Origin of the sequence: Chryseobacterium camelliae (assembly GCF_030818575.1) — a bacterium.
Lineage (GTDB): Bacteria > Bacteroidota > Bacteroidia > Flavobacteriales > Weeksellaceae > Chryseobacterium > Chryseobacterium camelliae_A.
In genome coordinates this window covers 1,991,176-2,015,141 of sequence record NZ_JAUTAL010000001.1, presented here as the reverse complement: position 1 = coordinate 2,015,141, position 23,966 = coordinate 1,991,176, and the positions used below count along the sequence as shown (strand labels likewise).

At 40.4% G+C, this 23,966-nt stretch carries 20 protein-coding genes; 9 read left to right on the top strand and 11 right to left on the bottom strand.

What is annotated here, in order from left to right:
- Window positions 1-1,161, bottom strand: coding sequence for a DNA polymerase IV (dinB, locus tag QE404_RS09110; RefSeq protein ID WP_307449606.1), 1,161 nt, complete (start codon window positions 1,159-1,161; stop codon window positions 1-3).
- A 61-nt stretch (window positions 1,162-1,222) separates the two neighbouring features.
- Between dinB and QE404_RS09105 the strand changes: the two genes are divergently transcribed.
- Window positions 1,223-1,999: an XRE family transcriptional regulator gene (locus tag QE404_RS09105; protein WP_307449605.1), complete on the top strand. Its 777-nt coding sequence runs from the start codon at window positions 1,223-1,225 to the stop codon at window positions 1,997-1,999.
- A 181-nt stretch (window positions 2,000-2,180) separates the two neighbouring features.
- Here QE404_RS09105 and QE404_RS09100 read toward each other — a convergent pair whose 3' ends face one another.
- From QE404_RS09100 to QE404_RS09090, 3 genes are all read right to left on the bottom strand, one after another.
- Entirely contained in the window at window positions 2,181-3,023 is an 843-nt protein-coding gene (locus tag QE404_RS09100) for a transporter (protein WP_307449602.1), read from the bottom strand.
- Window positions 3,024-3,304: 281 nt separating this feature from the next.
- Window positions 3,305-3,436, bottom strand: coding sequence for a hypothetical protein (locus QE404_RS09095; protein WP_257790671.1), 132 nt, complete (start codon window positions 3,434-3,436; stop codon window positions 3,305-3,307).
- Window positions 3,437-3,628: 192 nt separating this feature from the next.
- On the bottom strand, window positions 3,629-4,174 hold the full coding sequence (locus QE404_RS09090) for a hypothetical protein (RefSeq protein ID WP_307449598.1): 546 nt from the start codon (window positions 4,172-4,174) through the stop codon (window positions 3,629-3,631).
- 259 nt (window positions 4,175-4,433) lie between these two features.
- Between QE404_RS09090 and QE404_RS09085 the strand changes: the two genes are divergently transcribed.
- Both QE404_RS09085 and QE404_RS09080 read left to right on the top strand, forming a co-directional pair.
- Window positions 4,434-4,793: a hypothetical protein gene (locus QE404_RS09085; protein WP_307449595.1), complete on the top strand. Its 360-nt coding sequence runs from the start codon at window positions 4,434-4,436 to the stop codon at window positions 4,791-4,793.
- Window positions 4,794-5,221: 428 nt separating this feature from the next.
- Window positions 5,222-5,887: a DUF6624 domain-containing protein gene (locus QE404_RS09080; RefSeq protein ID WP_307449592.1), complete on the top strand. Its 666-nt coding sequence runs from the start codon at window positions 5,222-5,224 to the stop codon at window positions 5,885-5,887.
- A 151-nt stretch (window positions 5,888-6,038) separates the two neighbouring features.
- Here the strand turns inward: QE404_RS09080 and QE404_RS09075 are convergent, their stop codons facing one another.
- The 3 genes from QE404_RS09075 to QE404_RS09065 all read right to left on the bottom strand — a co-directional run bounded on the left by QE404_RS09075 (window position 6,039) and on the right by QE404_RS09065 (window position 9,422).
- A complete protein-coding gene (locus tag QE404_RS09075; RefSeq protein ID WP_307449589.1) occupies window positions 6,039-8,042 on the bottom strand; it encodes a S9 family peptidase in 2,004 nt (667 codons plus the stop codon).
- Between the two features lie 473 nt (window positions 8,043-8,515).
- The gene (locus QE404_RS09070) at window positions 8,516-8,755 is read right to left on the bottom strand and encodes a hypothetical protein (protein ID WP_307449586.1); all 240 of its coding nucleotides are present in this window, start codon (window positions 8,753-8,755) and stop codon (window positions 8,516-8,518) included.
- A gap of 19 nt (window positions 8,756-8,774) precedes the next feature.
- Window positions 8,775-9,422, bottom strand: a complete 648-nt coding sequence (locus QE404_RS09065; protein WP_307449584.1) for a hypothetical protein — start codon at window positions 9,420-9,422, stop codon at window positions 8,775-8,777.
- A 1,280-nt stretch (window positions 9,423-10,702) separates the two neighbouring features.
- On the opposite strand from QE404_RS09065, the gene QE404_RS09060 reads away from it, so the two are divergent.
- Window positions 10,703-11,908, top strand: a complete 1,206-nt coding sequence (locus QE404_RS09060) for a hypothetical protein (protein WP_307449580.1) — start codon at window positions 10,703-10,705, stop codon at window positions 11,906-11,908.
- Between the two features lie 98 nt (window positions 11,909-12,006).
- On the opposite strand, the gene QE404_RS09055 is transcribed toward QE404_RS09060, so the two are convergent.
- On the bottom strand, window positions 12,007-14,142 hold the full coding sequence (locus QE404_RS09055; RefSeq protein WP_307449577.1) for a catalase: 2,136 nt from the start codon (window positions 14,140-14,142) through the stop codon (window positions 12,007-12,009).
- Between the two features lie 353 nt (window positions 14,143-14,495).
- Here QE404_RS09055 and QE404_RS09050 point away from each other — a divergent pair, with 353 nt between their 5' ends.
- Window positions 14,496-16,490, top strand: a complete 1,995-nt coding sequence (locus tag QE404_RS09050; RefSeq protein WP_307449575.1) for a PAS domain-containing sensor histidine kinase — start codon at window positions 14,496-14,498, stop codon at window positions 16,488-16,490.
- Between the two features lie 189 nt (window positions 16,491-16,679).
- On the opposite strand, the gene QE404_RS09045 is transcribed toward QE404_RS09050, so the two are convergent.
- Window positions 16,680-17,081, bottom strand: a complete 402-nt coding sequence (locus tag QE404_RS09045) for a hypothetical protein (protein ID WP_373462418.1) — start codon at window positions 17,079-17,081, stop codon at window positions 16,680-16,682.
- Between the two features lie 627 nt (window positions 17,082-17,708).
- Here QE404_RS09045 and QE404_RS09040 point away from each other — a divergent pair.
- Entirely contained in the window at window positions 17,709-18,203 is a 495-nt protein-coding gene (locus tag QE404_RS09040; RefSeq protein ID WP_307449570.1) for a hypothetical protein, read from the top strand.
- A gap of 228 nt (window positions 18,204-18,431) precedes the next feature.
- On the opposite strand, the gene QE404_RS09035 is transcribed toward QE404_RS09040, so the two are convergent.
- Entirely contained in the window at window positions 18,432-19,205 is a 774-nt protein-coding gene (locus QE404_RS09035; protein ID WP_307449568.1) for an SDR family oxidoreductase, read from the bottom strand.
- A 113-nt stretch (window positions 19,206-19,318) separates the two neighbouring features.
- Here QE404_RS09035 and QE404_RS09030 point away from each other — a divergent pair, with 113 nt between their 5' ends.
- Together QE404_RS09030 and QE404_RS09025 are read left to right on the top strand one after the other, a co-directional pair.
- Window positions 19,319-19,657: a winged helix-turn-helix transcriptional regulator gene (locus QE404_RS09030; protein WP_307449565.1), complete on the top strand. Its 339-nt coding sequence runs from the start codon at window positions 19,319-19,321 to the stop codon at window positions 19,655-19,657.
- Window positions 19,654-19,986, top strand: coding sequence for a hypothetical protein (locus QE404_RS09025; RefSeq protein WP_307449562.1), 333 nt, complete (start codon window positions 19,654-19,656; stop codon window positions 19,984-19,986). The genes QE404_RS09030 and QE404_RS09025 overlap by 4 nt, the downstream gene beginning before the upstream one ends.
- A gap of 462 nt (window positions 19,987-20,448) precedes the next feature.
- On the opposite strand, the gene QE404_RS09020 is transcribed toward QE404_RS09025, so the two are convergent.
- A complete protein-coding gene (locus QE404_RS09020) occupies window positions 20,449-23,043 on the bottom strand; it encodes a TonB-dependent receptor (protein ID WP_307449560.1) in 2,595 nt (864 codons plus the stop codon).
- 223 nt (window positions 23,044-23,266) lie between these two features.
- Between QE404_RS09020 and QE404_RS09015 the strand changes: the two genes are divergently transcribed.
- A complete protein-coding gene (locus QE404_RS09015; protein ID WP_307449557.1) occupies window positions 23,267-23,692 on the top strand; it encodes a hypothetical protein in 426 nt (141 codons plus the stop codon).
- Window positions 23,693-23,966: the final 274 nt, after the last annotated feature.

The following is a 23,966-nucleotide window of genomic DNA, read 5'->3' as shown; positions in this document are numbered from 1 at the left end:
TTATAATAGGGTTTTATGTTCAAAATCAAAGCCCGAAGCCCTGCCGACGGCATCCGCTCCGAAACGGTTTTTAAGATGGTCCATAGTCCGGTAAAGGCTCATCTGCTCTTCGGTATCCTCAAACAGGTTCATCTGGTGCCTTCCGTGGACAAGGTCCGTAAACCGCAGTCCGATGAGCCGAATCCGCATCCTGCGTGTATACAGCCGGTTGAAAAGCTCAAGGGCAACCCTGGATAGGGTATGGTCTGCTGAGGTATAGGCGATCCTGGTCTGTTTGGTTTCCGTATCGAAATTGGCATACCGGATTTTCACCACCACGGTAGAGGTCAGCCATTTCTCCTGCCTCAGCTGGTAGGCCAGCTTTTCCGACATTCCATTCAGGATTCTCTGCAGGTCCGGAATATCCATGGTATCGGTGGCAAAGGTCTTTTCCGTAGAAATAGATTTGCGTTCGGAATAGGGGATGACCGGGTTTTCATCGATGCCGTTGGCTTTCTTCCAAAGCTCCTTTCCGTTTGTTCCGATCATCTGCTGGAGCACCAGGACAGGCATTTCAGATAAGGTATGGATCGTACGGATGCCTACCCGGGAAAGCAGCTGGAATGTCCGGTCGCCCACCATCGGGATTTTCCTGACAGAAAGCGGATTTAAAAAAGGCTTGATTTCCGTTTCCCTGATCTCCAGCTTTCCTCCAGGCTTAGATTCCCCGGTCCCTATTTTGGAAACGGTCTTATTGGCGGAAAGCGCAAAGCTGACAGGCAGCCCCACTTCTTTGGTTATGGATAGTGCCATCTCCTGGGTCCAGCGGTAGCATCCGAAAAATTTATCCATTCCGGAGAGGTCCAGGTAAAATTCATCGATGCTTGCCTTTTCCACTACAGGAACTCTTTCCCGGATCATGTCGGTCACCGTATGGGAAAGGTTGGAATAGAGCTCATAATCCCCTTTGATGATTTTCGCTTCAGGACAAAGCCTTAATGCCATCCGGATAGGCATTGCGGAATGGACGCCAAATTTCCGTGCTTCATAGGAACATGACGCCACAACCCCCCGGTCTCCGCCTCCTATAATAAGAGGGATCCCATTGAGGGCGCTGTTTTTAAGCCTTTCGCAGGATACAAAAAAGGCGTCCAGGTCCATATGTACAATTGCACGGTTCACGGTACAAAACTAGATACTATTTGTATCATTTTTTGTATATTTGCTGATACAAATTGTATCAATGTCTATTTTTTCAGATAACATCAGGTTTTTAAGGGCTCAGAAAAATGTATCCCAGCAGGAACTCGCGGATAAAATTTCCCTGAGCAGAGTACGCTATTCCAAATATGAAGACGGGCGGTCTGAAGCTCCTTATGAGCTTCTGATCAGAATCTCAAAATATTTTAACGTGAGCATCGATCTGCTCCTTACGGTTGATATAAGGAAATATCCGCTGGAAGATATCCTGAAGCTTCCGGATAACAGGATCGTCCTGCCGGTTATTGTGGATAAACTCGGGAACAACAGTATTGAGATTGTGCCGCAGAAGGCATCGATGGGCTATCTGTCCGGGTACAGCGACCCCGAATATATTGAAAGTTTACAGAGGATTTCACTCCCTTTCCTCGTCAACGGCAAATACAGGGCATTCCCGGCACAGGGTGATTCCATGCCTCCGTTTAAAGACGGGTCTTACATCATCGGGAAATACGTAGAGGATATTAACGACCTTAAGACCGGTAAAAGCTATGTTTTTGTCACCCTGAACGACGGTATTTCCTATAAAAGATTCAGGGCTAAAAAAGGAAAATCTGTTACGGTAGCTGCAGATAACCCGTTTTACAAACCTTATGATATTCCGTTTGGGGAAATTGTAGAAGTATGGCAGTATGCTTCGGGAATATTCCCGGAGGATTTTGAACCTGGCCATTTTGAAGATTATAATATCAAAGACATGTTCATGCAACTCAGGAAAGATATCCGGGACCTGGAAGATAAAGTTTCAGGGAATCATTAATCATACATGAATACAGGACTTTATCATGATGACTGCATTTTTACTATGATTCAAAATTTAAGACTGTGATTTTCTGTGAGCAGGATTTCTTTTTCATTTAAAAAGCAAAAAGAATTTTAATGCAACAAAATATGATGCATTATTATTAAAAACAAATGGCAAAACCTTCTGGCGTTATAAATTAGAGGCGATAAGAGGCACCGACAAAATAATGTTTTTCTGCATCATGCTGAAGACCATAATTAATTCCTGCATCCACCTTGAAATCTTTGGCTACTTCCATCTGGACCGCGGCATTGACGTAATTCGATATATGGTGCGCCTTAAAATCATATGTGTAATAGGTTTCGGCAATTCCCTCTACTTTTTTTACCATGGGATGGCTGATGGTAAGCGTCTGAAGGAACTCTGTATGCATGGCCGGCTGGTCTGTGTCTTTCAGCCTGTCAACTTCTACCTGCATCCCGATTTTCCATTCTCCGGGCAGTTTATACAGCATAGGAACAATCAGGCCTCCTTCCAGGCGGCTTTCGTCGTCATATCCGGATGTCGGCAGTTTAATGTAGGGGAGAACTGCTAAAACAAATTTCCCCTGATCGTTTCCTATCAGGTTCTGTTTAACCCTGAGGCTGATGTCACCAAAGCCCCGGGCTGTAGTGACGGCACCGGAAGCAAGGTCGGTTTCCTTCTGTATGCCGTAGGTTGGGAAGCCTATCTGTACGGCAGTAGAACCGGTAATCCCGATCTTTATATTGGCATGGTTGATCAGCAGGGTGCTGGTCTTTTGCATTTCAGTCCTTTCATGCACCAGGTTGACGATATCGGTTTCATACTGGAAATGTCCGGCATCTACGGTATAGGGAGATTCGGTTACATCAGGACGGTCGGTTTCCATGTCCCTCATCAGTGCCTTTGGAACCGGCTTAAAAAGTGAGTAGTGCGATTCAGCGTTTTGCTGTCCGGCGCATAAAGAATGAAGGAACAGGACGAGGATGGAAGTGAAAAAGTAATTGTTTTTATTCATAGTTTCGGAGCTTGATTTAACCTTATTTGCTGTATTTCAAAAAAAGAGCCATAGCATTGATCGGATGCCAGGTGTGGTATGTTTTTATTGATGTTGTGAAGGTATGATCAGCATATTGCTAACGAAAAGTGTAAATAAAAACGGTTCCTATATCAATAGAAACCGTTTTTAAAGAGTTAGAAAGCATGCTGTACTTTTCTATCTCCCGGAAAGGTTTTTAGTTCTTACCTACTGATGGTTTACTGATGCATTATGGTAAGTAATATACATCCATTCCAACCTCAATCCCCCTTCTTATGCTTATGCGGCTTCAGTGACGGATCATTTTTAGGGGTTTCTTTGTTATCCCTTTGGCGCTTATCGGTTTCACCGGTAGAAGCGGCTGTTTTCTTTGGGCCTGGTTTTATTCCCATAACGATTGGTTTTAAAGGTTAAACATAAATAAGGTTAATATTGAATTTGCCATGAATGCAGGCATTGAATTTCAAATACTAACTTATTAGAGCATAACGCAAAAGGTCAGCCAAAAGAGCATTTTTAGCTGGCTTTTTACAAAAAATGCAGGACAAAGGTCCTGCATGAATATTGAGTATTGATCTGAATGATTATAGTCCGAGTGAAATCTTGAACACAGGTTTAAGGTTAACCTTTAGTTCATCAACACTGGATTTTGCTCCTTTAACCTCCAGGATTAATGAATTCTGCTTGGATCTAAGGTAGTCGATAAGTTCAGTGTCTATGGTATTGATCACCAGCTGGTTCGGATTGGTGTTGTTCTCAACGGTACCGATCAGTACTTCCGGTAAATTCGGAGCTTTGATATAGATCTTGGCGCTGTTGATGATATCCAGTTTATTTCCAAGATTGGAGCTGATGTATTCTATAGTAAAGCCCGTTAGCTTGGCGCTTTTCAGATTATTGATAGACAGTTTCGGATACTTTTCCTTGATGGTGGCATCAACGTCTAAGTTCAGGGCAATTTCAGGATAGCGCAGATAAGAGCTGGTCTGTACTGTGGCAAAAGGCAGAGTCTGTTCCACGGTTACCGGAATGTCGAAAGGAACGGGGATCTCAAGATCGTCACAGCTCGTTAAAGAAAATAAGCTTAAGAAGCATACAGGTAAAATCAGAGTGAGGAATTTTTTAATCATAATATTTATTTTTTCCCTTCCTGAACCAATTGCATGCCAAATAATAGGGATTTAGCAATCAGACTGTATAAATATTGTATGCATATCATTGGTGTTTTGAAAATTCCAGGTATGGCTATAGCTTATTAATACGGTAAAAATCTGATCAGAAAGATATTAAGATATTGAAATATAAAGTATAATTATATACTAATTTTTTCCAAATATGCAGATTGTGGCCACCTATTGTGATACCCATTTCACATCAAAAAACAAAATTATGGACAACCAACAATCTGAATTAGAACACGTTGAAAAAACAATTGAGCTGGTAGAAACCGGTATTGAGAAAGAATCCAAAACCGGTGCTGCACCCAACATCACCAGCTGGATCAAGATGCTAAAAGGCCGCAGAGGTTTTGCTCCGATCCTTCACGATCTTGAAAAACTGAAGGATGCCATGGCTGAAAAAGACAACAAAAAAATCTGCAGCCTGCTTGAAAAATTAGGCAATGCTACAATAGAAGCCGCTGATAAAGCGGAAAATGAAAAGGACAGCGCATCCATCAAAAAGTTAGGGAAAGGCCTTTTAAAGGTTTCCAAACTGGCGGGAAAGCTGACGCTTGAAAAAAGTAAGTAATGAAAACAGAATGATGAATATTGTATATTAATAAACCATATTAGTCATAGCTTATCATTTAGCCATTCAGACATGATCTGAGTGGCTTTTTCTATATAATGAGTGTTTCAACGAAACATCAAGTATCCTGATAATAAAGCTTTTTATGAGGAAAGCAATATTACTCTTACAATGGAGGGATATCAAGATTATAGTCTGTAAATAAAATATCATAATCGAAATTTCGATGCTCCTGCTGGATTAAATTTTTACGGACATGTCTTGCTACATGGATTTAAAAATATGGATTATGCGGATAATTATGGAGAGCATTGATGGGATTTAAAGAAATTCTGAAACAAATAGATATAAAAAATACTTAAAAATAAGGATATATTCATTGCTCTGATTACAGTACCTTTATTCTTAATGTTTTAACACCATATTCTATGATAAAAATAATCCAGGCAGCAGCTGCACTGTTGATCATTGCAGGCACTTTTTCCGTTTCCGCCCAGGAAATCAATTGTAAAGATCATACAGCGGTCAAAGAGAAGCTGAAGGCTATTCATGAAACTGATCAGCAGATACGTTCGAGGATTAAAAAAGAAATGCCGTCCGGAGATGTTTCTAAAATTAAAGAGATGGCGCTGGAAATGAAAGCGTCGGATAAGCAGAATCAACTATACATCAGCCAGCTGTTGGACCAGTGTGGATGGCCGGAGGGGTTGACTGCGGAAGAGAGCAGTGCCATATTTTTGGTTATCGACCATGCAGACATTGCTTTCATGCAGAAATATCTGCCGGTACTGGAAAGCCAGGCCCAGGTTGGAAACGTCTCAAAAAGTGATCTGGCCACCATTCGCGACCGTGTCCAGATGCTCACCGGAAAGAAACAGGCGTATGGGACACAGACTTTCAAGGTAGGTAATGAGGTTTATGTATGGCCGGTAGATCAGGAAACGATGCTTGATGACCGCCGGAAGGAAATGGGATTACCTTCTATGCAAGAGTACATCGGGATGCTGAATAATGCTTATAAATCAAAAGTGATCTGGGATAAGCAATTGACTGTGGAGGAAGCTGCTTCAAAAATGGCGAAGAAAACCAAGTAATCCTGAAAGGATATCAGGATTGGTCAGAAATGTTTTTTTTAATTGAAGATGAAAATCACTAATTCATTCAGATATACATACTACTGAAAACAAAAACCGAAAGCCAAACATGGGCTTTCGGTTTTATTATGAATGATATAATGAATCGTTTTTATTTGTTGAAATTTTCAGCAAAGAAGCCGAGCATGCTCTTGTAGAATTCGATTCGGTTCTTTTCCTTCCCGAATCCGTGGCCTTCATCATATTTTACCATATATGGCACTTCAAAGCCTTTTGCCCTCAGTGCTTTTACGATTTGGTCAGATTCGTTGATGTTTACCCTTGGGTCATTGGCGCCCTGCACTACAAACAGCGGTTTCTTGATCTTGTCGATCTGATATACCGGTGACACTTCTTTGGCAATTTTGGCTTCCTCAGGATTATCCAGGTCGTACCAGATCTGTTTGACCATTTCTTTGTACGGCTTCCAGTATTCAGGGAAAGAATCGAAGAAGGTGAAGATATTCGATACGCCAACATAATCAACGCCGCAGGTATACAGGTCCGGGGTCTTGATCAGTCCCATCAGGGTGGCGTAGCCGCCGTGGCTTCCTCCATAGATGGCGATTTTATCCTTGTCGACCCAGCCTTGTGCGATGGCATATTTTACGCCGTCTTCCACATCATCCATTGCTTTCCGTCCGATCTGCTTGTAGCCCGATTTCTGGAATTCCTTTCCGTAACCTCCTGAAATCCTGAAATTCACCTGCAAGGTTGCGTAACCTCGGCTCGCGAACAGTTGCGTTTCCGGGTTAAAGCCCCAGTCATCGCGGATGCCCTGCGGACCGCCGTGGGGATTAACGATCAGCGGTACTTTTTTACCCTGGAGCGCTTCTTTTGGCAGAGTAATGTATCCATGGATGGTTACGCCGTCCCTGCTTTTGAATTCTATCGGGCGCATTTCCGCCATATCTTCCTCTTTCAGCTGTGGCATCAGATCGAAAAGGAGCTTGGTGGTTTTGGTTTTGGTATCGTAGATATAATATTTTCCGTATAGCTTGTCGCTGTCTACCACCACCAGCAACTGTTGGTCTTTGTCATCCGATGAAACCACGGAAATCTGCTTGTCCCCAAACTCGGAGGTCAGTTTGGCATGGACTTCCTTATAAAACGGGCTTACCGGGATTGTTTCATTTTTAATGCCATTATAGCTGATGTAATCCAGTTCGTATTTCCTGTTTTTCCCGGCCAGGCTGATGGAGCTCACATCGAAATCCGGATTGGAATACACTTCCTTGATCACGGCATTTTTCTTCAGGTCGTACAGCACAATCCTCGATTTATCGCTGTCAAGATTTGTTACTACATAAGCTTCATCCTTGTTGCCGGAATTTTCATTGAAATCCAGGATGTAGAACGTATCTTTCCAGTCGGTGGATTTCAGGAGGTTGAATTTCCCGGTTTGCAGGTCTTTGTAATACAGCTTTGTGGTCAGTCCGTTTTCCAGGACGCCATATCCGCGGAGGTTCCCGTCCTTATCAAAAATATAATTGTCAATGGGGCTGTTGACATCCTTGTTCTCATAGAGCTGTGTCATTTCCCCCGTATTGAAATTGATTTTATACGGTTCAAAAATCTGCTTGTTGTTTTTATTCATCGCTACGATCACAAACGGAGTATCCTTAATCACATGCACCATATTCAAGGTAATCCCTTCAAAAGGTGTAAGGTCTTTCAGGTTCTTCCCGTCGATGTCGGCGGCATAGAGGTGGATATTTTCATTCCCGCCACGGTCCTGAGTAAAGAACAGCCGTTTTTTATCCAGCCAGCCGTAGCTTCTGATCAGGTCGTCTTTTTCCTCAATCGCTTTGGTAACTGTTCCGGTCTTGATGTTTTTTACATACACATGGTTCTTGCCGTCCTTGTCTTTTTCCTTGTAGGAAAGGTACTGCCCATCCGGCGATACCCTGAACTGAGAGGCTTTCGGCCGGGCAAAATAATCTTCCACTTTGTATTTGTAGTTGCCTTTATCGTACGCCATCAATTTGTCGAAAGTGGCCTTTGTGGAAACCAGGGTAGGATCCCCCGGCAGCTTGCTGGTTTGGGTCTGTGCATTCATCATAATGGAGGATATCACAAGCGTGGTAATCCCGAAAATTTTTGTGTTAATATTCATGTCTCATAGTTTGGTGAATAGTATTTTTAGGATAAGACGCTTTTAGAAAGTGTTTTGTTACATGGGGTGGGGGGATTTAGTATTGTCATTTAAACAGAATTAAGATGAAACATAGTCGGTCTTGTTTTTAAATATGAATGTCACACAATACATTCCAAGTGTTAAAAAGAAAAGGATAAGGACGGTAGGCTTGAAAATTAAGGGTTAGTCTGTATTTTGAAGAGTGTATGGTCAAAAAGTAAAAGAAAAAATATTGCATAAGGGATATATTAAGGGTAATTTTTTGATGTGTTTTCAAACTAATTTGCTTTATTTAAAGTAGAGGGTCTATTTAATTTTTAGAATAATATGTAATCTTTTTATTAGTTTTAATAAATAAACTGATTTTTTGACAGATATTTCAAGATGAGAACAAAAACAAATAAGCGCCGAAAAACTTCAGCGCTTATTGTTTTAAGTATTAAATGATAATTTTATTTTTTAGCAAATATACTTTTAAATAAATTAGGGAAAAAAGCCGGAGTACCAATCCCCATTTTCTTAGTAACTGGAAATATGTATTTAATTAAAGGATTTAAAAAAATAAGGGAAAATATCAATATATAAATATAGTTAGGATTATAATTATTAATACTACTATTTCCTAAAAAATAAAAAACAGATATTCCCAAAATAAAAAATACAATAGCTACTATAAAATTTCCTTTTTTCATACTTCAATAAATTTATAATTTATACAAGAGCACAATATGCTGCGATACCTGCATACCAACCTGCTACTCCCCAAGGACCAGTAAAGCCGGAAACTACAGCTCCTGTTACACCAAGAGCAGACCCCGCATTGCTTGAAAAACATTGACTCCATTTTTGGCGTCCTGCAACTATACCTTCCGGACCATTCGTGTAAGATTCTACAAAGACTATAGTTACTCCAGTTTTATCCTTGTTTAAAGCCAGTTTAAGTCTGTACATTTTATTTCCATCACCGTCTAAATACCAAACATCAGAATAATCATTTGAAACTACTGGTTTAACAATGAAGTCTACAACACCGTCATTTTGTGTTGAATAGAATATCTTTCCATCTTGATCCACTCCGGTTAGAATAGCTGTTCTTTTATCTTTACGGCCAAAATCTATACGCTTAGTAAACTGCAAAGAAGGGAAATTGGTTGACTCACTTGTTACTGGCTTGCTCAAATCGCTAATGTTTAATAAATCAATATCCTCTCCAATTTTGTTTTGTGATTGATTGCTGTACATTTCTGGTTTCGCACTATTCTGTTCATTGATGTTTGAAGAAGTAGGGTTCGTCAAATCATCGTTACCGTTACAAGATAGTAAAAAAATCGCAGAAAATGCAAATAATGTTTTCTTCATAATATAAAATTTAAAAAATTAGTTTACAAATATTAAATAAGGGAGGATGATTTTTAATGGATTTTATTTTATTAAATCTATTAATCATTAAAATTATATTTTTCATTCATATTTTTCCCTTTTAACTAGAACTGTTCAAAAATAGGAAAAATATATGTATTTGCAAATTTTTTTCAAAATTTTGTGATTTAAAATTGTGTGTACATTGGTTTTTTATTCCTTTTATTGTGATTTTTTTATTAAGGATTTAAAAGAGTAAATACTTGACTTAAAGTTGTTTATTTTGTTTTTTTTAGTGGTTTTTATCTAGTTTAAAATCAATTAAAAATAATTATAAACTAGTGTAAATTATTTTTTTTATCACTTTTTTGAGAATAGTTTTAAATGCGTGACCTGGAAATTTTGAAATCTGGTTGATCATCAAGTGTTTAAGAAAAGAAAAAAATAAAAGAATTATATTATACATATGTATTTATGGATATGGTTTGTTTGAAAATAAAAATCACAAACCAAAGGTTCGACTGAATCAAAAGTCACAAAAGTTTTTGACACTTTAGAATTTTTAAGAATCCAGCTTTGAAAACAGGAAGAGCACATAAGTTTTTAAAAACCTACGGTTTTTATGTGTACGTAAAATCCTTTGCAGCTGGTATTTTTGCAAGCTGCAAAATTCCCCTCCTTTGGAGGGGTGGCGAAAATTCAGAGAATTTTTGACGGGGTGGTTTTTAATAACGATTAAAGTGGTGTGGTTCACTTGGGGAAAATAATCTGCGTGATCTGCTAATCCGTGGGAGAGGAAAAACCACAACAGGCACGAAAGTTTTTGACACATTAGAATTTTTAAGAATCCAGCTTTGAAAACAGAAGAGCACATAAGTTTTCTAAAAACCTATGATTTTTAAATGCGTGAAAAAAGCTGCTTGATCTGCTGATCTGCGAGAGGATAAAAGCGTGGTTTTGTTACTGGATATAGGAGAGTGGGAGAGTTTGAGAGTTAGAGAGTTAGAGAGTTTGAGTGAGATGGTAACCACAAAAGTTTTCTTATACTATATAATTTTAAGAAAATAACTGTTAAAAAAAGAAGAGTACATTAGATTCTAAAAGCCTGCGGTTTTTATGTACACGAAATTCGTGAAGGCCGGTGGTAAGTATAATAACTTCAGGTAGAAAATAAAGCCTGATCATGATTGAGGATACAGCCCTCAAAAGAAAATCAATAATAATTCTTATTCCTATTAAAAAAATGGTTATTTTTTCAGGACACCATTTAATACCATCACATGAACAGAAAACTGAAACGGATGCTGATCATATCCTTTGTTATACTGGCATTGATCCATCTCGCTTATTTTATCTACGGATACTTTACATTCAGCAGCAGTATCAAAGAAATTAACATATATACGGAGTTCTACCGGTTTAAGTTTTATGACGATGTTTCCATTTCGCATATTTTCATTACCGGCCTGTTCCTGTCTGTGTTTCTCATCGTGCTCCTACGGAATCATTCGGGATACAGGTATACCGGCCCGGAAATACTGCGCATTGGCGCTGTTTTATTGCTGGTCTCACTGCTTTCATCAACGTTCTTTATCAGCTATAGCGTTGGGGCCAATGCCAAAATCAGGACGGAACTCCCTGAGAAAGCTTTTAATGATGATAAAACAATGCTCAATGTTTTGCGGCCTTTCCTGTATAATTATACTTCCTACAGCTCGGAAAAGTTATTCAACCCTGAAAATATCCTCTACCCGAAACCTTATCCGGTGATAGAAGAAAGGGACACAACTTATTATGATCCTCACAATAAGGAATATTACTCGATAGAACATGCCTATTACAGTATTGATACGTTAAAGATGGCCAATGATGATCTTAAGTCACTGAGGGAGAAAACCCGTTTATTGCTTAGCGTGACCGACATTGATGAGAACGAATTTAAAAAGCGGATTATTTCAAAGAAAGCAATAGGTGACAGTACAGAAGTGGTGTACAAAGGAGTTGAGGTGAATCCGAAATATGATGATAACATCTGTATTTTTCTTGAAAACAACCAGCTTTTCATACCGGTACACAACATTCCTGAGCGCAGTCAGCAATATCGCAATGCAGTAACCCGGTACCAGCTGCTGTATAAGTATCCCCAAGATTCTATGCTGAACTCGTTCCGCAGGCTGAGTGCCATGCTTAATACCTACGGCATAGAAAATAAGATCGTTCCCAAAGAGCTTACCCGTGATGTTTTCTTTTACCGCGATCATCGGCAGGAGCCGCTTAACGGAATCCGGAACTACATTGACAGAAATGCCCTGAAAGAGAAATTCAAGGCATTTGACCGGCTGTTTTACCATCCGAATTATCTTCATCCTTCCATCATGCCTATTTTCATAGCGGTGGTTCTTGGGATATGGGCTGGATTGTTTGGTTTATTCCTGCTGGTCAACCTGGTCAGGAAAAAGCGGGTTCCGGGAAATAGTAATGCATAGATTTCACGGACTGATTTCAGTCAATAGCTTATAAAAAAAACTGCTCAGCCTCATTATACAATGATCCGCTGAGCAGTTTAATTTTATTTTTAACTTGGTTATGCCGGATTATTTCTGGCCTTTTCCAATTCCCAAATACGATGTTGAGCTACCGCTTTGATAAAGGATTCATCGGAATTGCTCTGATCCGCCGTGATGATCGCGGGATCTTCGTGCTTTTTACTTTTCACGTTGCTCGCATCATAAACAGCCTCTGTTCCTTTACCGAAATAAATGGCTTTACAATGCTTATAAGCTTCATTGACAAATAAAAGGGTACCCGGCTTATTATCCTCATTCAGCAGATTCTCTGCCGACTGTTTGCCGCTGCCGATATATAAGGCATCAAAACAAACGCTGGCTGTACTGGTGAGCGAGTGTTTCGGCTCAAAAGTGGTTCCGTCATCTGCCTTTACAGCTGAGAGGCTTCCGGCAATGATTTGTACAACAGCGCCTTCTTTTTCAAGTTTTGATTTCAAATCGTTTACTTCTTTTGCCTGTACGCCATCTTCGATAATGAAACCGATGATCCTGCTCTTAATGGTATCTTTAACCGTATTTTTCATGCTTAATGCATCAGAAATTTGGGTAGAAGGTTCCTTTTCAGGGCTTTGAAGCGATTTTGGATCGGCGTCAGCTGGGATGCTTCCGTTGGGCTGTTTTAATGTCGTTATTTTCACACCTACTTTTTTAGCTACCGCGGCTGCCAGTTCTTTGTTGATGAAATTCAGCTGTCCAACCACTCTTTCACGGATGGCAGGAATGGTTACTTTAGACAATTCAAAGATCAGAGCATTCTGAAGATGCGTTTTTTCAGGCTCGGACTGGCTGTTGTAAAATAATTTTGCCTGGGAATAATGATCCACAAAGCTTTGGCTTCTTGCTCTCACTTTCTTTCCGTCTACACGTTCTTCCTGTGAGGCAAATCCCCCGTTTTTCATCATAGCCTGAAATGGGCATCCTCCTCCAATGGAATTGGGTTCGTAGCTCACCTTGCCTTTCGTGATCTCCTGGCGCATATGGCCGTCACGCTGATTGTTATGGACTGTATTGATGGATCTGTTGATCGGGATTTCGTGGAAATTCGGCGATCCTAACCTGGATAACTGAGTATCGGTATAAGAAAACAGCCTTCCCTGAAGCAACGGATCATTTGTAAAATCTATTCCGGGTACCAGATGTCCCGGATGGAAGGCGATCTGCTCAGTTTCCGCGAAAAAGTTATCGGGGTTTCTGTTCAGTGTCAGGGTTCCTACCAATTCAACCGGTACTTCTTCCTCAGGAATCAGTTTTGTAGGGTCGAGCAGATCAAAATCGAATTTATGTTCGTCTTCTTCAGGAATAATCTGTACCCCGAAGTCCCATTCCGGAAAAGCACCGTTTTCAATGGCTTCCCAAAGATCCCTCCTGTGGAAATCGGAATCCTTTCCTGAAATTTTAGTGGCTTCATCCCAGGCTACCGAATGCACCCCTAATTTGGGTTTGAAGTGAAATTTTACAAAATGCATTTTTCCTTCTTCATTAATAAATTTGAAGGTATGTACACCGAAGCCTTCCATCATCCTGTAACTTCTCGGGATAGCTCTGTCGCTCATGGCCCACATAATCATGTGCATGCTTTCCGGCATCAGGGAAATAAAGTCCCAGAACGTGTCATGGGCAGAAGCGGCCTGAGGAATGGCATTGTCAGGTTCAGGCTTTACAGCATGAATCAGGTCCGGGAATTTAATGGCATCCTGAATAAAGAATACCGGAATATTGTTCCCTACAAGGTCATAATTCCCTTCTTCCGTATAAAATTTAATGGCAAAACCTCTTACATCCCGGGCGAGATCAGTACTTCCCGCACTTCCTGCAACGGTGGAAAAACGCACGAAAACCGGCGTTTCTTTTCCTTCTTCGGCAAGGAACTTGGCTTTGGTATATTTTGCAAGGCTTTTATGGATTTTAAAAACTCCGTGTGCTCCGGATCCTCTTGCATGTACAATCCTTTCGGGAATTCTCTCATGGTCAAAATGAGTGATCTTTTCTCTCAGGATAAAATCCTCCAATAAACTCGGTCCTCTTTCTCCGGCAGTAAGCGAATCCTGATCATTGTTGATTTTCAATCCCTGATTAGTGGTTAGGGCCTGGTCGGTATTATCCGTTGTTGAATGACCCAACTGTGCTGATTTTGGATTAGAAGTCTCTTTCATAAATATGATGTAATTTGTATAGTGTATTGATGAATATTCAAAAATTGAGCCAAAATGTTTTATTATTTCAAATATATTGTTTTTGTGTTGTGATAAAATCTGTTTTGTTGTTAAATGATTATTAATTTGATAAAAATATTATAGAATGTTGTGTTTTATCGATCATTGAGCTTGAAAGATTAATAAAAAATCAATTTTCATGATAAAAAATACAGATTGTTTATTTAGGTGTATTATTTTCTGCCCATCATCTCAATACTTTACTTAGACGGTATTCATTATAAACATTTTAGCATTTTCACATACCATTGTTTTAGGGCAAACAGGTACTTTTACTTATATTTGCTGCATTTATGATTACCCAAGAAACCCTGTCCGATAACAATTTCAGCCTGGACTTAATCATACAGGCATTAGCTTCCTCTCCAGCCCCGACATCTATCTACTCGGGTGAAAATATGATCATACGGTTTGCAAACGAAGGCATGCTGAATCTTTGGGGTAAAGATGCCTCTGTAATAGGAAAGCCTTTGATGGAAGCAATCCCTGAACTTGAAGGACAGCCCTTTCTGGAATTATTGCAGGAAGTATGGCGTTCCGGCAAAACCTATTCGGTATCCGATGCGCCTGCGAAGCTGATAAAAAACGGAAAAGAGACCCTTGATTATTTCGATTATGAATATAAGGCACTCGTAGGCCAAGATAAAAAAACATGGTGTATACTGAATACCGCACTGGAGGTGACCTCACGCAGGGAATTTCTCCGGAAGATACAGCAGAAAGAGGAACGGGAGCAGGCACTCAACGAAGAAATGGCTGCAACCCTTGAAGAACTCACTTCAACAAATGAAGAGCTCAATGACTCTGTAAAGCTGCTTGCCAACAGCAGGCAACATGTCCGGGCAATTATTGAACAGGCTCCTGTTGGAATTACCATGCTGCAAGGTCCCGAGCATATCATAGAAATTGCCAACCCGGCCATCCTGAAGATATGGGGGCGCACGGAGCAGGAAGTTATTGGCTACCCGCATGAAAGTGCCCGTCCGGAATTGCAGGATCAGCCCGTAAATGCGTGGCTTAAAGAAGTCTACCGAACCGGAAAACCGAAGGTTAATAATGAATTACTGGTGAAGCTGTGGCACAGAGACGGTTTACGGGAAGCTATCGTGAATTCAATATACCAGCCTATCTTTTCTGATAGCGGCGAGATAACCGGCGTGCTCATTATCCTCGAAGAGATCACCCAGCAGGTTCTGGACAGACGGAAAAATCAAAACGACCAGCAGATGCTGGCTATGGCCATAGATGCGGGTGAACTCGCTACCTTCTATTACCAGCCTTCCACGAACCTCTTTTCCGGAAATGCACTGCTTAAAACATGGTTTGGCTTATCCTTCGACGAAAATTTAGATCTGTCCCTGGCATTGGAGGTCATTCTGCCGGAAGATCGAGATCAGGTGATTGCAGCGATTACACACGCCCTTAGCAAAGAGTCTGACGGTAATTATTTTATCGAGTACAGGATTCAGAATAAAACTGACAAAAAGGTAAGGCTGCTGCAGGCAAACGGCAGGGTATTTTATGATCAGAAGGGTGACCCGATAAGCCTTAACGGTACTCTCAGGGATATTACCGAACAAAAAAAGGAAGAAGAGCGGAAAGACGATTTTATGGGAATGGTAAGCCATGAACTTAAAACACCGCTCACCTCACTCAAGGCCTATCTGCAGGTTTTGCAGAGAATGGCTGTAAAGAAAGAAAACCATGTAGAGCAAAACACGCTTGAAAAGTCTCTGAAGCAGGTGGACAGCATGAACAGTATGATCAACGGTTTTCTTAATGTTTCTAGGCTGGATTCCGGTCAGATGCACATCCATAAAACACCTTTTGATTTCCAATTACTGTTTTCTGAAATTGAGGATGAAGTGCGGTCAACCATCCATACCCATCAGTTTATTTTCAAACCTTCCGGTTCAAGATCAGTCCTTGCAGACCGCGAAAAGATTGCCCAGGTGCTCAATAACCTGATCGGAAATGCGGTGAAATATTCCCCTGTGGGAACATCAATTATTATAGAATACGATCTCTTCGGTGATGACCGGTTGAAAATTAATGTCCGGGATCAGGGGAAGGGAATTTCAGCAGAGGACCAGCAGCGGATATTTGAGCGGTACTACCGGGTAAAGGACATCAATAATGCTTCCGTGGCAGGATTCGGTATAGGGCTGTATCTTTGTAAAGAAATTATCGGACTCCATGGCGGTGCTATCGAGGTCCAAAGTTCCCCGGACGAAGGCACTACGTTCTCATTTGTATTGCCGGTAAACGGAAGGATGCTTACCAACTAAAAACTTATCGGCTGTTTTTAACTTCACTGAATTTAAGACGTCGTATCATTGGCATGGTCATCACTGATAAACCCGTTATGAGATCTGGATAATCAGGAGATGCTAGATGTGCGACTATAAATTAAAAAGCCAGCCTTATTCATATGATAAGGCTGGCTTTTACAGAAAGTTATATCAGGATTTGCTGCTTTATTCTACATTCCCTTTATATTGTTCCACGCCATTAACGTAAAGGACAGACTTAACCGGATCATATTGATACTGGTCATTTTGATACATGCCCTTGTCAGACTTATTCAGGATGAGGGTATGATTGGCCTGATCCGGTAAAAAAAGCTCCAGTTTACTTTTGTCATCACTCATCAAAACAAATGCACTGATGACGGCTGCATCTTTTTTAGGAGCCACAGGATTCAGCCGGAACCCTTCATTAAAAACCTGTATGCAATCCTGTTTCAGTTCGCTCCAGGTCTGTCCCGCCGAAGCCTTGCATCCATGGTCGTCCTTATCGGCACCCACCACTTTCTGTTCATTCTTAACGGTACTTTCGTTTGTCTGAGCAGGTTTGTTACAGGCTGATAGTACAACCATACCTACTGTTGTTAAAATCAATTTTTTCATTGGAATCAAATGTATGTACCATGAGCTACAACAAAAATGCCATCGCGAAATAAAGATTATCAGGTGTATTATCAATTAAAATTCCTAGCTGAAAATTATCCGGCAGTTCAGGAACAATTAAACTGACGCTGCTCCCATAATGGATAATGATTTTATTGTAATAACATCATTAAGATCATAGCAGGCTGTTATCGATATAATTTAAAGGTAGATCCAATGGAGGAGTACAATATTTAATAATGTAAAAATCAGTATTTATACTGATACCCTTTACAAAGGTATTCCTGATTTTTGCGCACAGGAAAATATAAAGAAGGGTGTGATGTAAAACCGGAGCCTAAAATCTGGAATACGATATTCGTACACTAAAACTGGTCTGCTTTTTCAAAGAGAATGCGTCAAGAGACTAGTGTAACGGTTGAAACTTTTCCTGTAAGGCTCCGCATTATTAAATGGATGGGATGGTTATATAGTTTTAGCCATTGGCTTAATACAACATGAAAATATGGCAGATCATCCCCGGTGAAGCCTTTAGAAACCTATTCGGCATTGCATTCCTGAACATTTGACAGTCATTTATAATTAAAATAAAAACAGATGAAAAATCTATTTTTCGCTATTGCATTAGCAATGGGAACTGGTGCAAAATCTCAGTGCCCTAATTTCATGAAGTCACAGAGCAATCCTTATTATTTATTGTACAGCAGCAGTTCTGCTATTCCGGATAGCGGAAATCCCAAAACCATCAACAACTTATCGTTTGTCAATGCCGGCTACTGGAATCAGTCGAATACATTTTATGCTTCGTGGACCAACACCTCGGGCCAGCCTCTGGATATCAATAATTTCACCATACAGTTTGGTAACCAGACCTGTACCTATAACTCGGCCACCTTATCTGCATTGGAAGTAACCAAGGATCTTCAATCAATTCCGTCAGATAAGGCCTACAAAGTATTTTCAGTTGATGGAAAGCTTTTGCAATCGGGAATAACCTCAAAAAACCTGTACAGAGAACTACCGACGGGTCAGGTAATTTTGCTCAGTGTCGAACAATATTCCGTGTTAAGAATGAAAATTAACCAGAGGTGAGGCATATATAGTTAGATAGATATTGAAGTAATAAAATTGAAAAGAGAACTGATTCAGTTCTCTTTTGTTTATGGTAAAAATGCTGTCCTCTTCAGGCACCCGGATTATTATAAAGGCGGAATAGTCTTATCATAACCTCTAATTTAGATAAATTTACCTGTTATTGCATTGTTTCCAAATAGCTGTTTACTAATCTGACTAACAGCAATTCAGAAGTCATGATACCGCTTACATCGTAGGCAAAGCACCTCCATCCACTGAATAATTAGTTCCTGTTATATAGGTGGCGTTGTCAGAAACCAGAAAGGCGACAAGACGGGCCACCTCTTCAGGTTCTGCCATGCGGTTTAAAGGTACGTTGACAGTTTCCATAACTTTTTTAAATGCTTCCTCTCTGCTGGTACCAGATGCTTTCGCCATATTGTCGATAAATTCAAGCATCAGAGGAGTTTCCACCACACCGGGTGAAACTACGTTTACTCTGATGCCATGAGGGCCAAGCTCGCTGGCCAGGGCTTTACTGTAAGCATTCAATGCTGCTTTAGCAGAAGAATAAGACATGGTCATCTCCCAGATCGGCTGTTTTGCGGCATTGGTGGAAACATTGATGATGACTCCGTTTTTCTGTGCGATCATCGCAGGAAGGAAGGCTTTGTTGATGCGTACCACCGAAAGGAAATTCAATTGCCAGTCATTGATCCAGTGTTCGTCCTCAAGTACGCTGAATCCGCCACCCGGGCTCAGGTTGGCTCCAGCATTATTGATAATGATGTCAATACGCCCGTATTTTTCGATGACTTTTTTACTGATCCCTTCAGCAGTGCCGGCTTCAGTGAGATCAGCCGCAATAAAGTGTTGTTCTTTAAGTGCTTCTTCTGGCTCAGTGCGTGCAATGACAATAACCTGCGCTCCCATATCCCTCAATGCATCGGCAATAGCCTTACCTATGCCTTTGGTTCCTCCGGTTACCAAAGCGACTTTACCGTTTAATGAATAGTCCATATTTTGTTTTTTAAATCTGTTGCAAAGGAAAAGTTAATACTTTACTTTTGCAAGTAGTTACACGATTGTATAGTAATGCCAAAAAGTAAAGCTTTAAACAGAATCAGTGAGATATGGGCGAAAAAAAAATAAAAAAAAATAAAGAGCGGTGTACGCTTCAGGAAATTCTGACCATCATTGGAGGAAAATGGTCGATGTCTATTATTTATGCCCTCTTTCCGGGCAAAAGACGTTTCAGTGAGTTAGAGCGCATGGTTACTGGCATCAATACAAGAATGCTGGTTAAGGAATTAAAGAATATGGAAGCCAACGGCATCGTGGTCAGAAAAGTATTTGCTACCGTTCCTCCCACCGTTGAATATATGCTTACCGATAAAGGAAAAAAACTGGAACCCATTATTGATCAATTGTATCAGTGGGGTGTAGAATACGTTGGTGATGGCGTGACATGAGAAGTGACAATATCTGTTTTTTAGATAATCAGGTTGTCTTTGTTGATTGGAGTTGTGCAGCATCAGGTAATAAAAATCATGACCTTGCAACATTATTACCTACACTTTATTTAGAAGGCAGCCCAAGTCGCTACAAAATAATGCCAGATGGTTCAAATTATGCACCTGCCTTGTGTGCAGGTCACATAAAGCGTTTGGGTGAACGAAACTCTATGCCGAAGTGGTTAGTGAGTGTTTTCAAAAAACTTGTAGCAATTGAGTTAGAATGGGCAGTAGAGTGCTTAGGTTTGGAAAAGCCTGATGGAATTTCTTGGGATGTCATTGATTAGTCTTTTGTCTGCAACAGTTTTGCTATAAATTCTGTAGCACCATTATCTTAAAGATAACAAACATATCTGGATACTCTGTGGAATTTATAGATATAAAACAAATGTCAGCAGAGTCACTGTCACAAGAGTTTTTTTGACACATGAGAATCTTAAGCAGCCAGCTTTGAAAACAGAAAGAGCACATCAGTATTTAAAAATCTTAGATTTTTAATGCGTGAAAAAATCTGCTTGATCTGCTGATCTGCGAGGATTGTACCACAACAGTCACAAAAGTCTTTTTTTTGACACTTAAGATTTTTGTAGTTACCAGCTTTGAAAATAAGAAGAGCACATTAGTTTTTAAAAATCTACGATTTTTAGAATGCATGAAAAGACGTCCTCGTAATCTGCTGACCTTCGAGAATATAAAATTAGAAACGAAGGTTTATCGGTTTAATATGGCAAAAAAATCAATGGCTGGTTTCAGTTGTTTTTCAGGATACTCCATTTGACGCCGAGCATAAGGTAAGACGGCATCATTTCTTTAGCTGAATCCAGAAGAGTATTTCCTGAAATGATCCTGTTGATATAATCCTTGGAGTTGGTAATATTGTAGTAGGCAAGATGCAGATATAACGGCCGAAGTTTGGATATTTTACGTTCAATAAATAGGTTGGCCATAAAAAAAGACCGGCTACGGCTGGTATTGAACCGACCATAATAGGAATGAGATCCGTATCCTGTCAGCTTCCAAGCTTCATTGCTCCAGGAAAGATCAAGCCCTGTTGTATAGGTGAAAAATGATGTCTTTGATGCATTGAGTGTATTGGTGCTGATGATCAGCGAGGGCTGAAAATTAAAGTTTATATCCAATGACTCTCCGAAAGTCTTTGATGCTGCAATAGTCTCCCGGATCGTTGAAATTTTAGTGTGGTTTTCCACGCCATTGATGACATTTCCTGAATATCTGTACATCACATTGGTATTGAAATTCATATTGATTTCGCTTTGTTTGATTTCGGCAGACTTAGAAATATTGAAAGAAAGTAGATAATTGCCGCTGAAATTCATAGGCTTTGTACTCTGGAAGCCGGCCGTATCAGCCGTAACCTGTTCCACAATTTCATTCTGGTACAGGACCGCATTCAGGTTGATCAGAAAAGGCTGCGAGTTGCTGTTGACAGTATTATAAGAAAAATCCAGGAAGTGGGTGAGGGAAGGCTTCAGGTCCCGGTTTCCATACCGGATGAACAATGGATTCGTATTGTCTATTATGGGCTGTAGCAAAATACCGGCAGGCGGGGTTATCGTATTCCGGTAATTCAGGATAAAGGAACGTACGGTATTAGGCTTGTAAGTAAAGCTCAGGTCAGGAGAGAACTGAATACTTTTGGTGGTGTGGTCGCTCCTGGTATCCAGTTCTGTCTGCTGAAGGTTAAGGCCGCCTGAAATTTCATAACGGTCGCGTTGATATGTATACCGTGTTTGTGCCTGCTGTGTCAGAGTTGTTGTTTTTGTCTCCAGAAAAACGGATGAAAAACCGGGATATTCCTGAAATATATTCCTTCTGTTTGTGTTGTACGCTTTGGATAGGCTATAACTTACCGTCATGCTGCCATATGGATGTACAGGTTCTGTATAATTTGCCGATACGGAAACCGATGTGCTCCTGTTTTCGCCTATGTTCATCTGTGTTGAAGCAGGATTATCCATAGAAAATACTCTGATGGTATCGTTTTGCTGCAGGTGATTGATGCCTCCATACCAACCTACTGAAATACTTCTTCCTTTTTTCCTGAACTTCCTGCTGATATAGGCATTCAGGTAACCACTTCCTGTCCGTTGTTTACTGCTCACGGTATTATGGATCGTATTGATAGGGAGTTGATTTTGTATGATGTGAGACAGGCTGTTTTGCTGGGTTAATGTGCGGCCTGTTAAAATATTGGTATTGACATTCAGGGTTGTCAGTGAGTCGATCCGTGCATTAAGCGTATAATTGAACCGCAAGGAAGTATTGTGTAATGAAGAGCTGGTTTCAGTACTGTTATACTGGATCACGTTGCCCGGCAATTGCGTCTGGAGCCTGCTGGATTCCCTGGAAAAGCTCTTTGTATCATCAATTTCAGTACTCCCGTAAAACCGGAGTGCAGGCGATTTAGAATAGGATATATTAATTCCTGCAAGCCTTTTTTGTACAGTTCGCGGACTGTTCCCTGAAGGCATCTTATGGGTACCGATTCCCGTAAGCCCTGCATTGTCATCCTGTGCAACGATGCTGTAGTTGGCCTTTTTATCCAGGGTGCTGATGTTCCCGGATAGGTTGTGGCATTTTACCAGCCCAGCTCCGGCCTGTACGTCGCCGAAAAGAGATTTGTTTTTTTTGGTAATGATATTGATGGTCGTGATTTTGGTTTCGTCCTGAATACTGCCCTGTCCGTTTTCTTTCTTTGCAGAAGAATATACCTGTATGTTGTCAATCAGTTTAGCAGGGATCATCTGAATCGCTCTTTTTTTGTCATCCCCGAAAAAAGCCTCGCCGTTCACCAGGATCTGTTCCACCTCTTTACCGCGGATCAATACATTGCTGTCATGATCCACAAAAATTCCCGGCAGGCGCCTGAGAAGATCTTCCGTACGGGCATCAGGCCTAGTTTTATATTGTGTAGCATTATATTGTAATGTATCTGAATGTATTTTTACTGATATTGGTTTTAACTTTACTTCATCGATAACGGTTTCCTTCAGGCTGAGGTATACATCTGGTAAATCAAGGCCGGAACTTTGGATTTCAATATTGGATTTCAATTCTTTATAACCCTGTTTTTTGAAATGCAGCTGATACCTTCCCGCGGAAACACCGGTGAGAACAAAATGTCCGCTTTTATCAGAAGTCAATTTGCGCACGACCAGGGTATCATTTTTTTTAGTCAGTATAATACTAACAGCCTCTAATGGAAGATGCGTATCAGAATCTCTGACCTTTGCAGAAACTTTCATCTGCCCTGCAATCATCTGGCTGAGCAGGAGGATAATGATTGTATAATATTTCTCACGCAATGTGGTGGTTTTATTCACATTAATTTGAAACAAAAAAGTTTTCTCTTGATTATCAGTATGCCATCATAAAAACATTTAACAGGCATGATTGAATACAATGTATTGGATCTTACCTGCTTGCATGCCGTTGTTATGATGAACGCAAATTTAAAGTTAAACATTTATTAGTAGTAAATATTTTTTATTTGTCATGATAATGTGAATATTTTATTGTAATATTGTTTTACAAAATATTAATACTATGAAAACAATTTTTAAAGCAGTGGCTATCGGCTCACTATTGCTGGGCATGTCAACTGTAAAAGCCCAGTCAGGTACGTTAATCTTCAAAGAAGGCAACGGAGGATCGCAAAATACAGTGGCCCAGATTACGGATGCACCGGGGCAATGGTACAACCTGAAAGCAAAAACACCCGCCTATATCGGTTCCAATGATGAAACACGGTCAGTTATTCTCCAAAATGTTAGGGCTGGCGCAGTTCTGTCTGTATATGATGCTCCTGCAGGAGATGCCAGTGACGATTATTGTGTAATTACCGTAAAACAGTTTACGCCGTACAAAGTTATCCCAAGTTATGAGACTTCATTTGAGGATAGTGAAGTTAAGGTCCAGTTTTTCCGGAAGAATGGCCTGGATGGCAAAGTTTCCTTTATCCGTGTAAACTAATTCACAGATCCTCAGAATAAATAATTGTTATTAATAAAAAAACGGGATCATACCTATTCATGGTCGGAAGATTTTTCTTCCGACTTTTTCTTTTTAGGTAGCAGCGGTAGAAGTTTTTACGCGACCAAAACATTTGGCAGCTTGTCGAGGCTGTTTTTTTATTTTGCACTAAGGCCACATAGCAGAAAGAGTGCTATGAGCATGGAGCGATAATTAAAAAAAATCCGCTTCATTGCAAGGTCTCACTAAATTCGAGGAATTTTTGACGGTTTGG

Coding starts and splice junctions, on each gene's coding strand:
- QE404_RS09025 (WP_307449562.1), top strand. CDS start 19,654: ATGAGAAGTGACAATATCTGTTTTTTAGATAATCAGGTTGTCTTTGTT.
- QE404_RS09080 (WP_307449592.1), top strand. CDS start 5,222: ATGATAAAAATAATCCAGGCAGCAGCTGCACTGTTGATCATTGCAGGC.
- QE404_RS09065 (WP_307449584.1), bottom strand. CDS start 9,422: ATGAAGAAAACATTATTTGCATTTTCTGCGATTTTTTTACTATCTTGT.
- QE404_RS09055 (WP_307449577.1), bottom strand. CDS start 14,142: ATGAAAGAGACTTCTAATCCAAAATCAGCACAGTTGGGTCATTCAACA.
- QE404_RS09050 (WP_307449575.1), top strand. CDS start 14,496: ATGATTACCCAAGAAACCCTGTCCGATAACAATTTCAGCCTGGACTTA.
- QE404_RS09060 (WP_307449580.1), top strand. CDS start 10,703: ATGAACAGAAAACTGAAACGGATGCTGATCATATCCTTTGTTATACTG.
- QE404_RS09075 (WP_307449589.1), bottom strand. CDS start 8,042: ATGAATATTAACACAAAAATTTTCGGGATTACCACGCTTGTGATATCC.
- QE404_RS09095 (WP_257790671.1), bottom strand. CDS start 3,436: ATGGGAATAAAACCAGGCCCAAAGAAAACAGCCGCTTCTACCGGTGAA.
- QE404_RS09015 (WP_307449557.1), top strand. CDS start 23,267: ATGAAAACAATTTTTAAAGCAGTGGCTATCGGCTCACTATTGCTGGGC.
- QE404_RS09070 (WP_307449586.1), bottom strand. CDS start 8,755: ATGAAAAAAGGAAATTTTATAGTAGCTATTGTATTTTTTATTTTGGGA.
- QE404_RS09090 (WP_307449598.1), bottom strand. CDS start 4,174: ATGATTAAAAAATTCCTCACTCTGATTTTACCTGTATGCTTCTTAAGC.
- QE404_RS09035 (WP_307449568.1), bottom strand. CDS start 19,205: ATGGACTATTCATTAAACGGTAAAGTCGCTTTGGTAACCGGAGGAACC.
- QE404_RS09030 (WP_307449565.1), top strand. CDS start 19,319: ATGGGCGAAAAAAAAATAAAAAAAAATAAAGAGCGGTGTACGCTTCAG.
- QE404_RS09105 (WP_307449605.1), top strand. CDS start 1,223: ATGTCTATTTTTTCAGATAACATCAGGTTTTTAAGGGCTCAGAAAAAT.
- QE404_RS09100 (WP_307449602.1), bottom strand. CDS start 3,023: ATGAATAAAAACAATTACTTTTTCACTTCCATCCTCGTCCTGTTCCTT.
- QE404_RS09040 (WP_307449570.1), top strand. CDS start 17,709: ATGAAAAATCTATTTTTCGCTATTGCATTAGCAATGGGAACTGGTGCA.
- QE404_RS09045 (WP_373462418.1), bottom strand. CDS start 17,081: ATGGTTGTACTATCAGCCTGTAACAAACCTGCTCAGACAAACGAAAGT.
- QE404_RS09085 (WP_307449595.1), top strand. CDS start 4,434: ATGGACAACCAACAATCTGAATTAGAACACGTTGAAAAAACAATTGAG.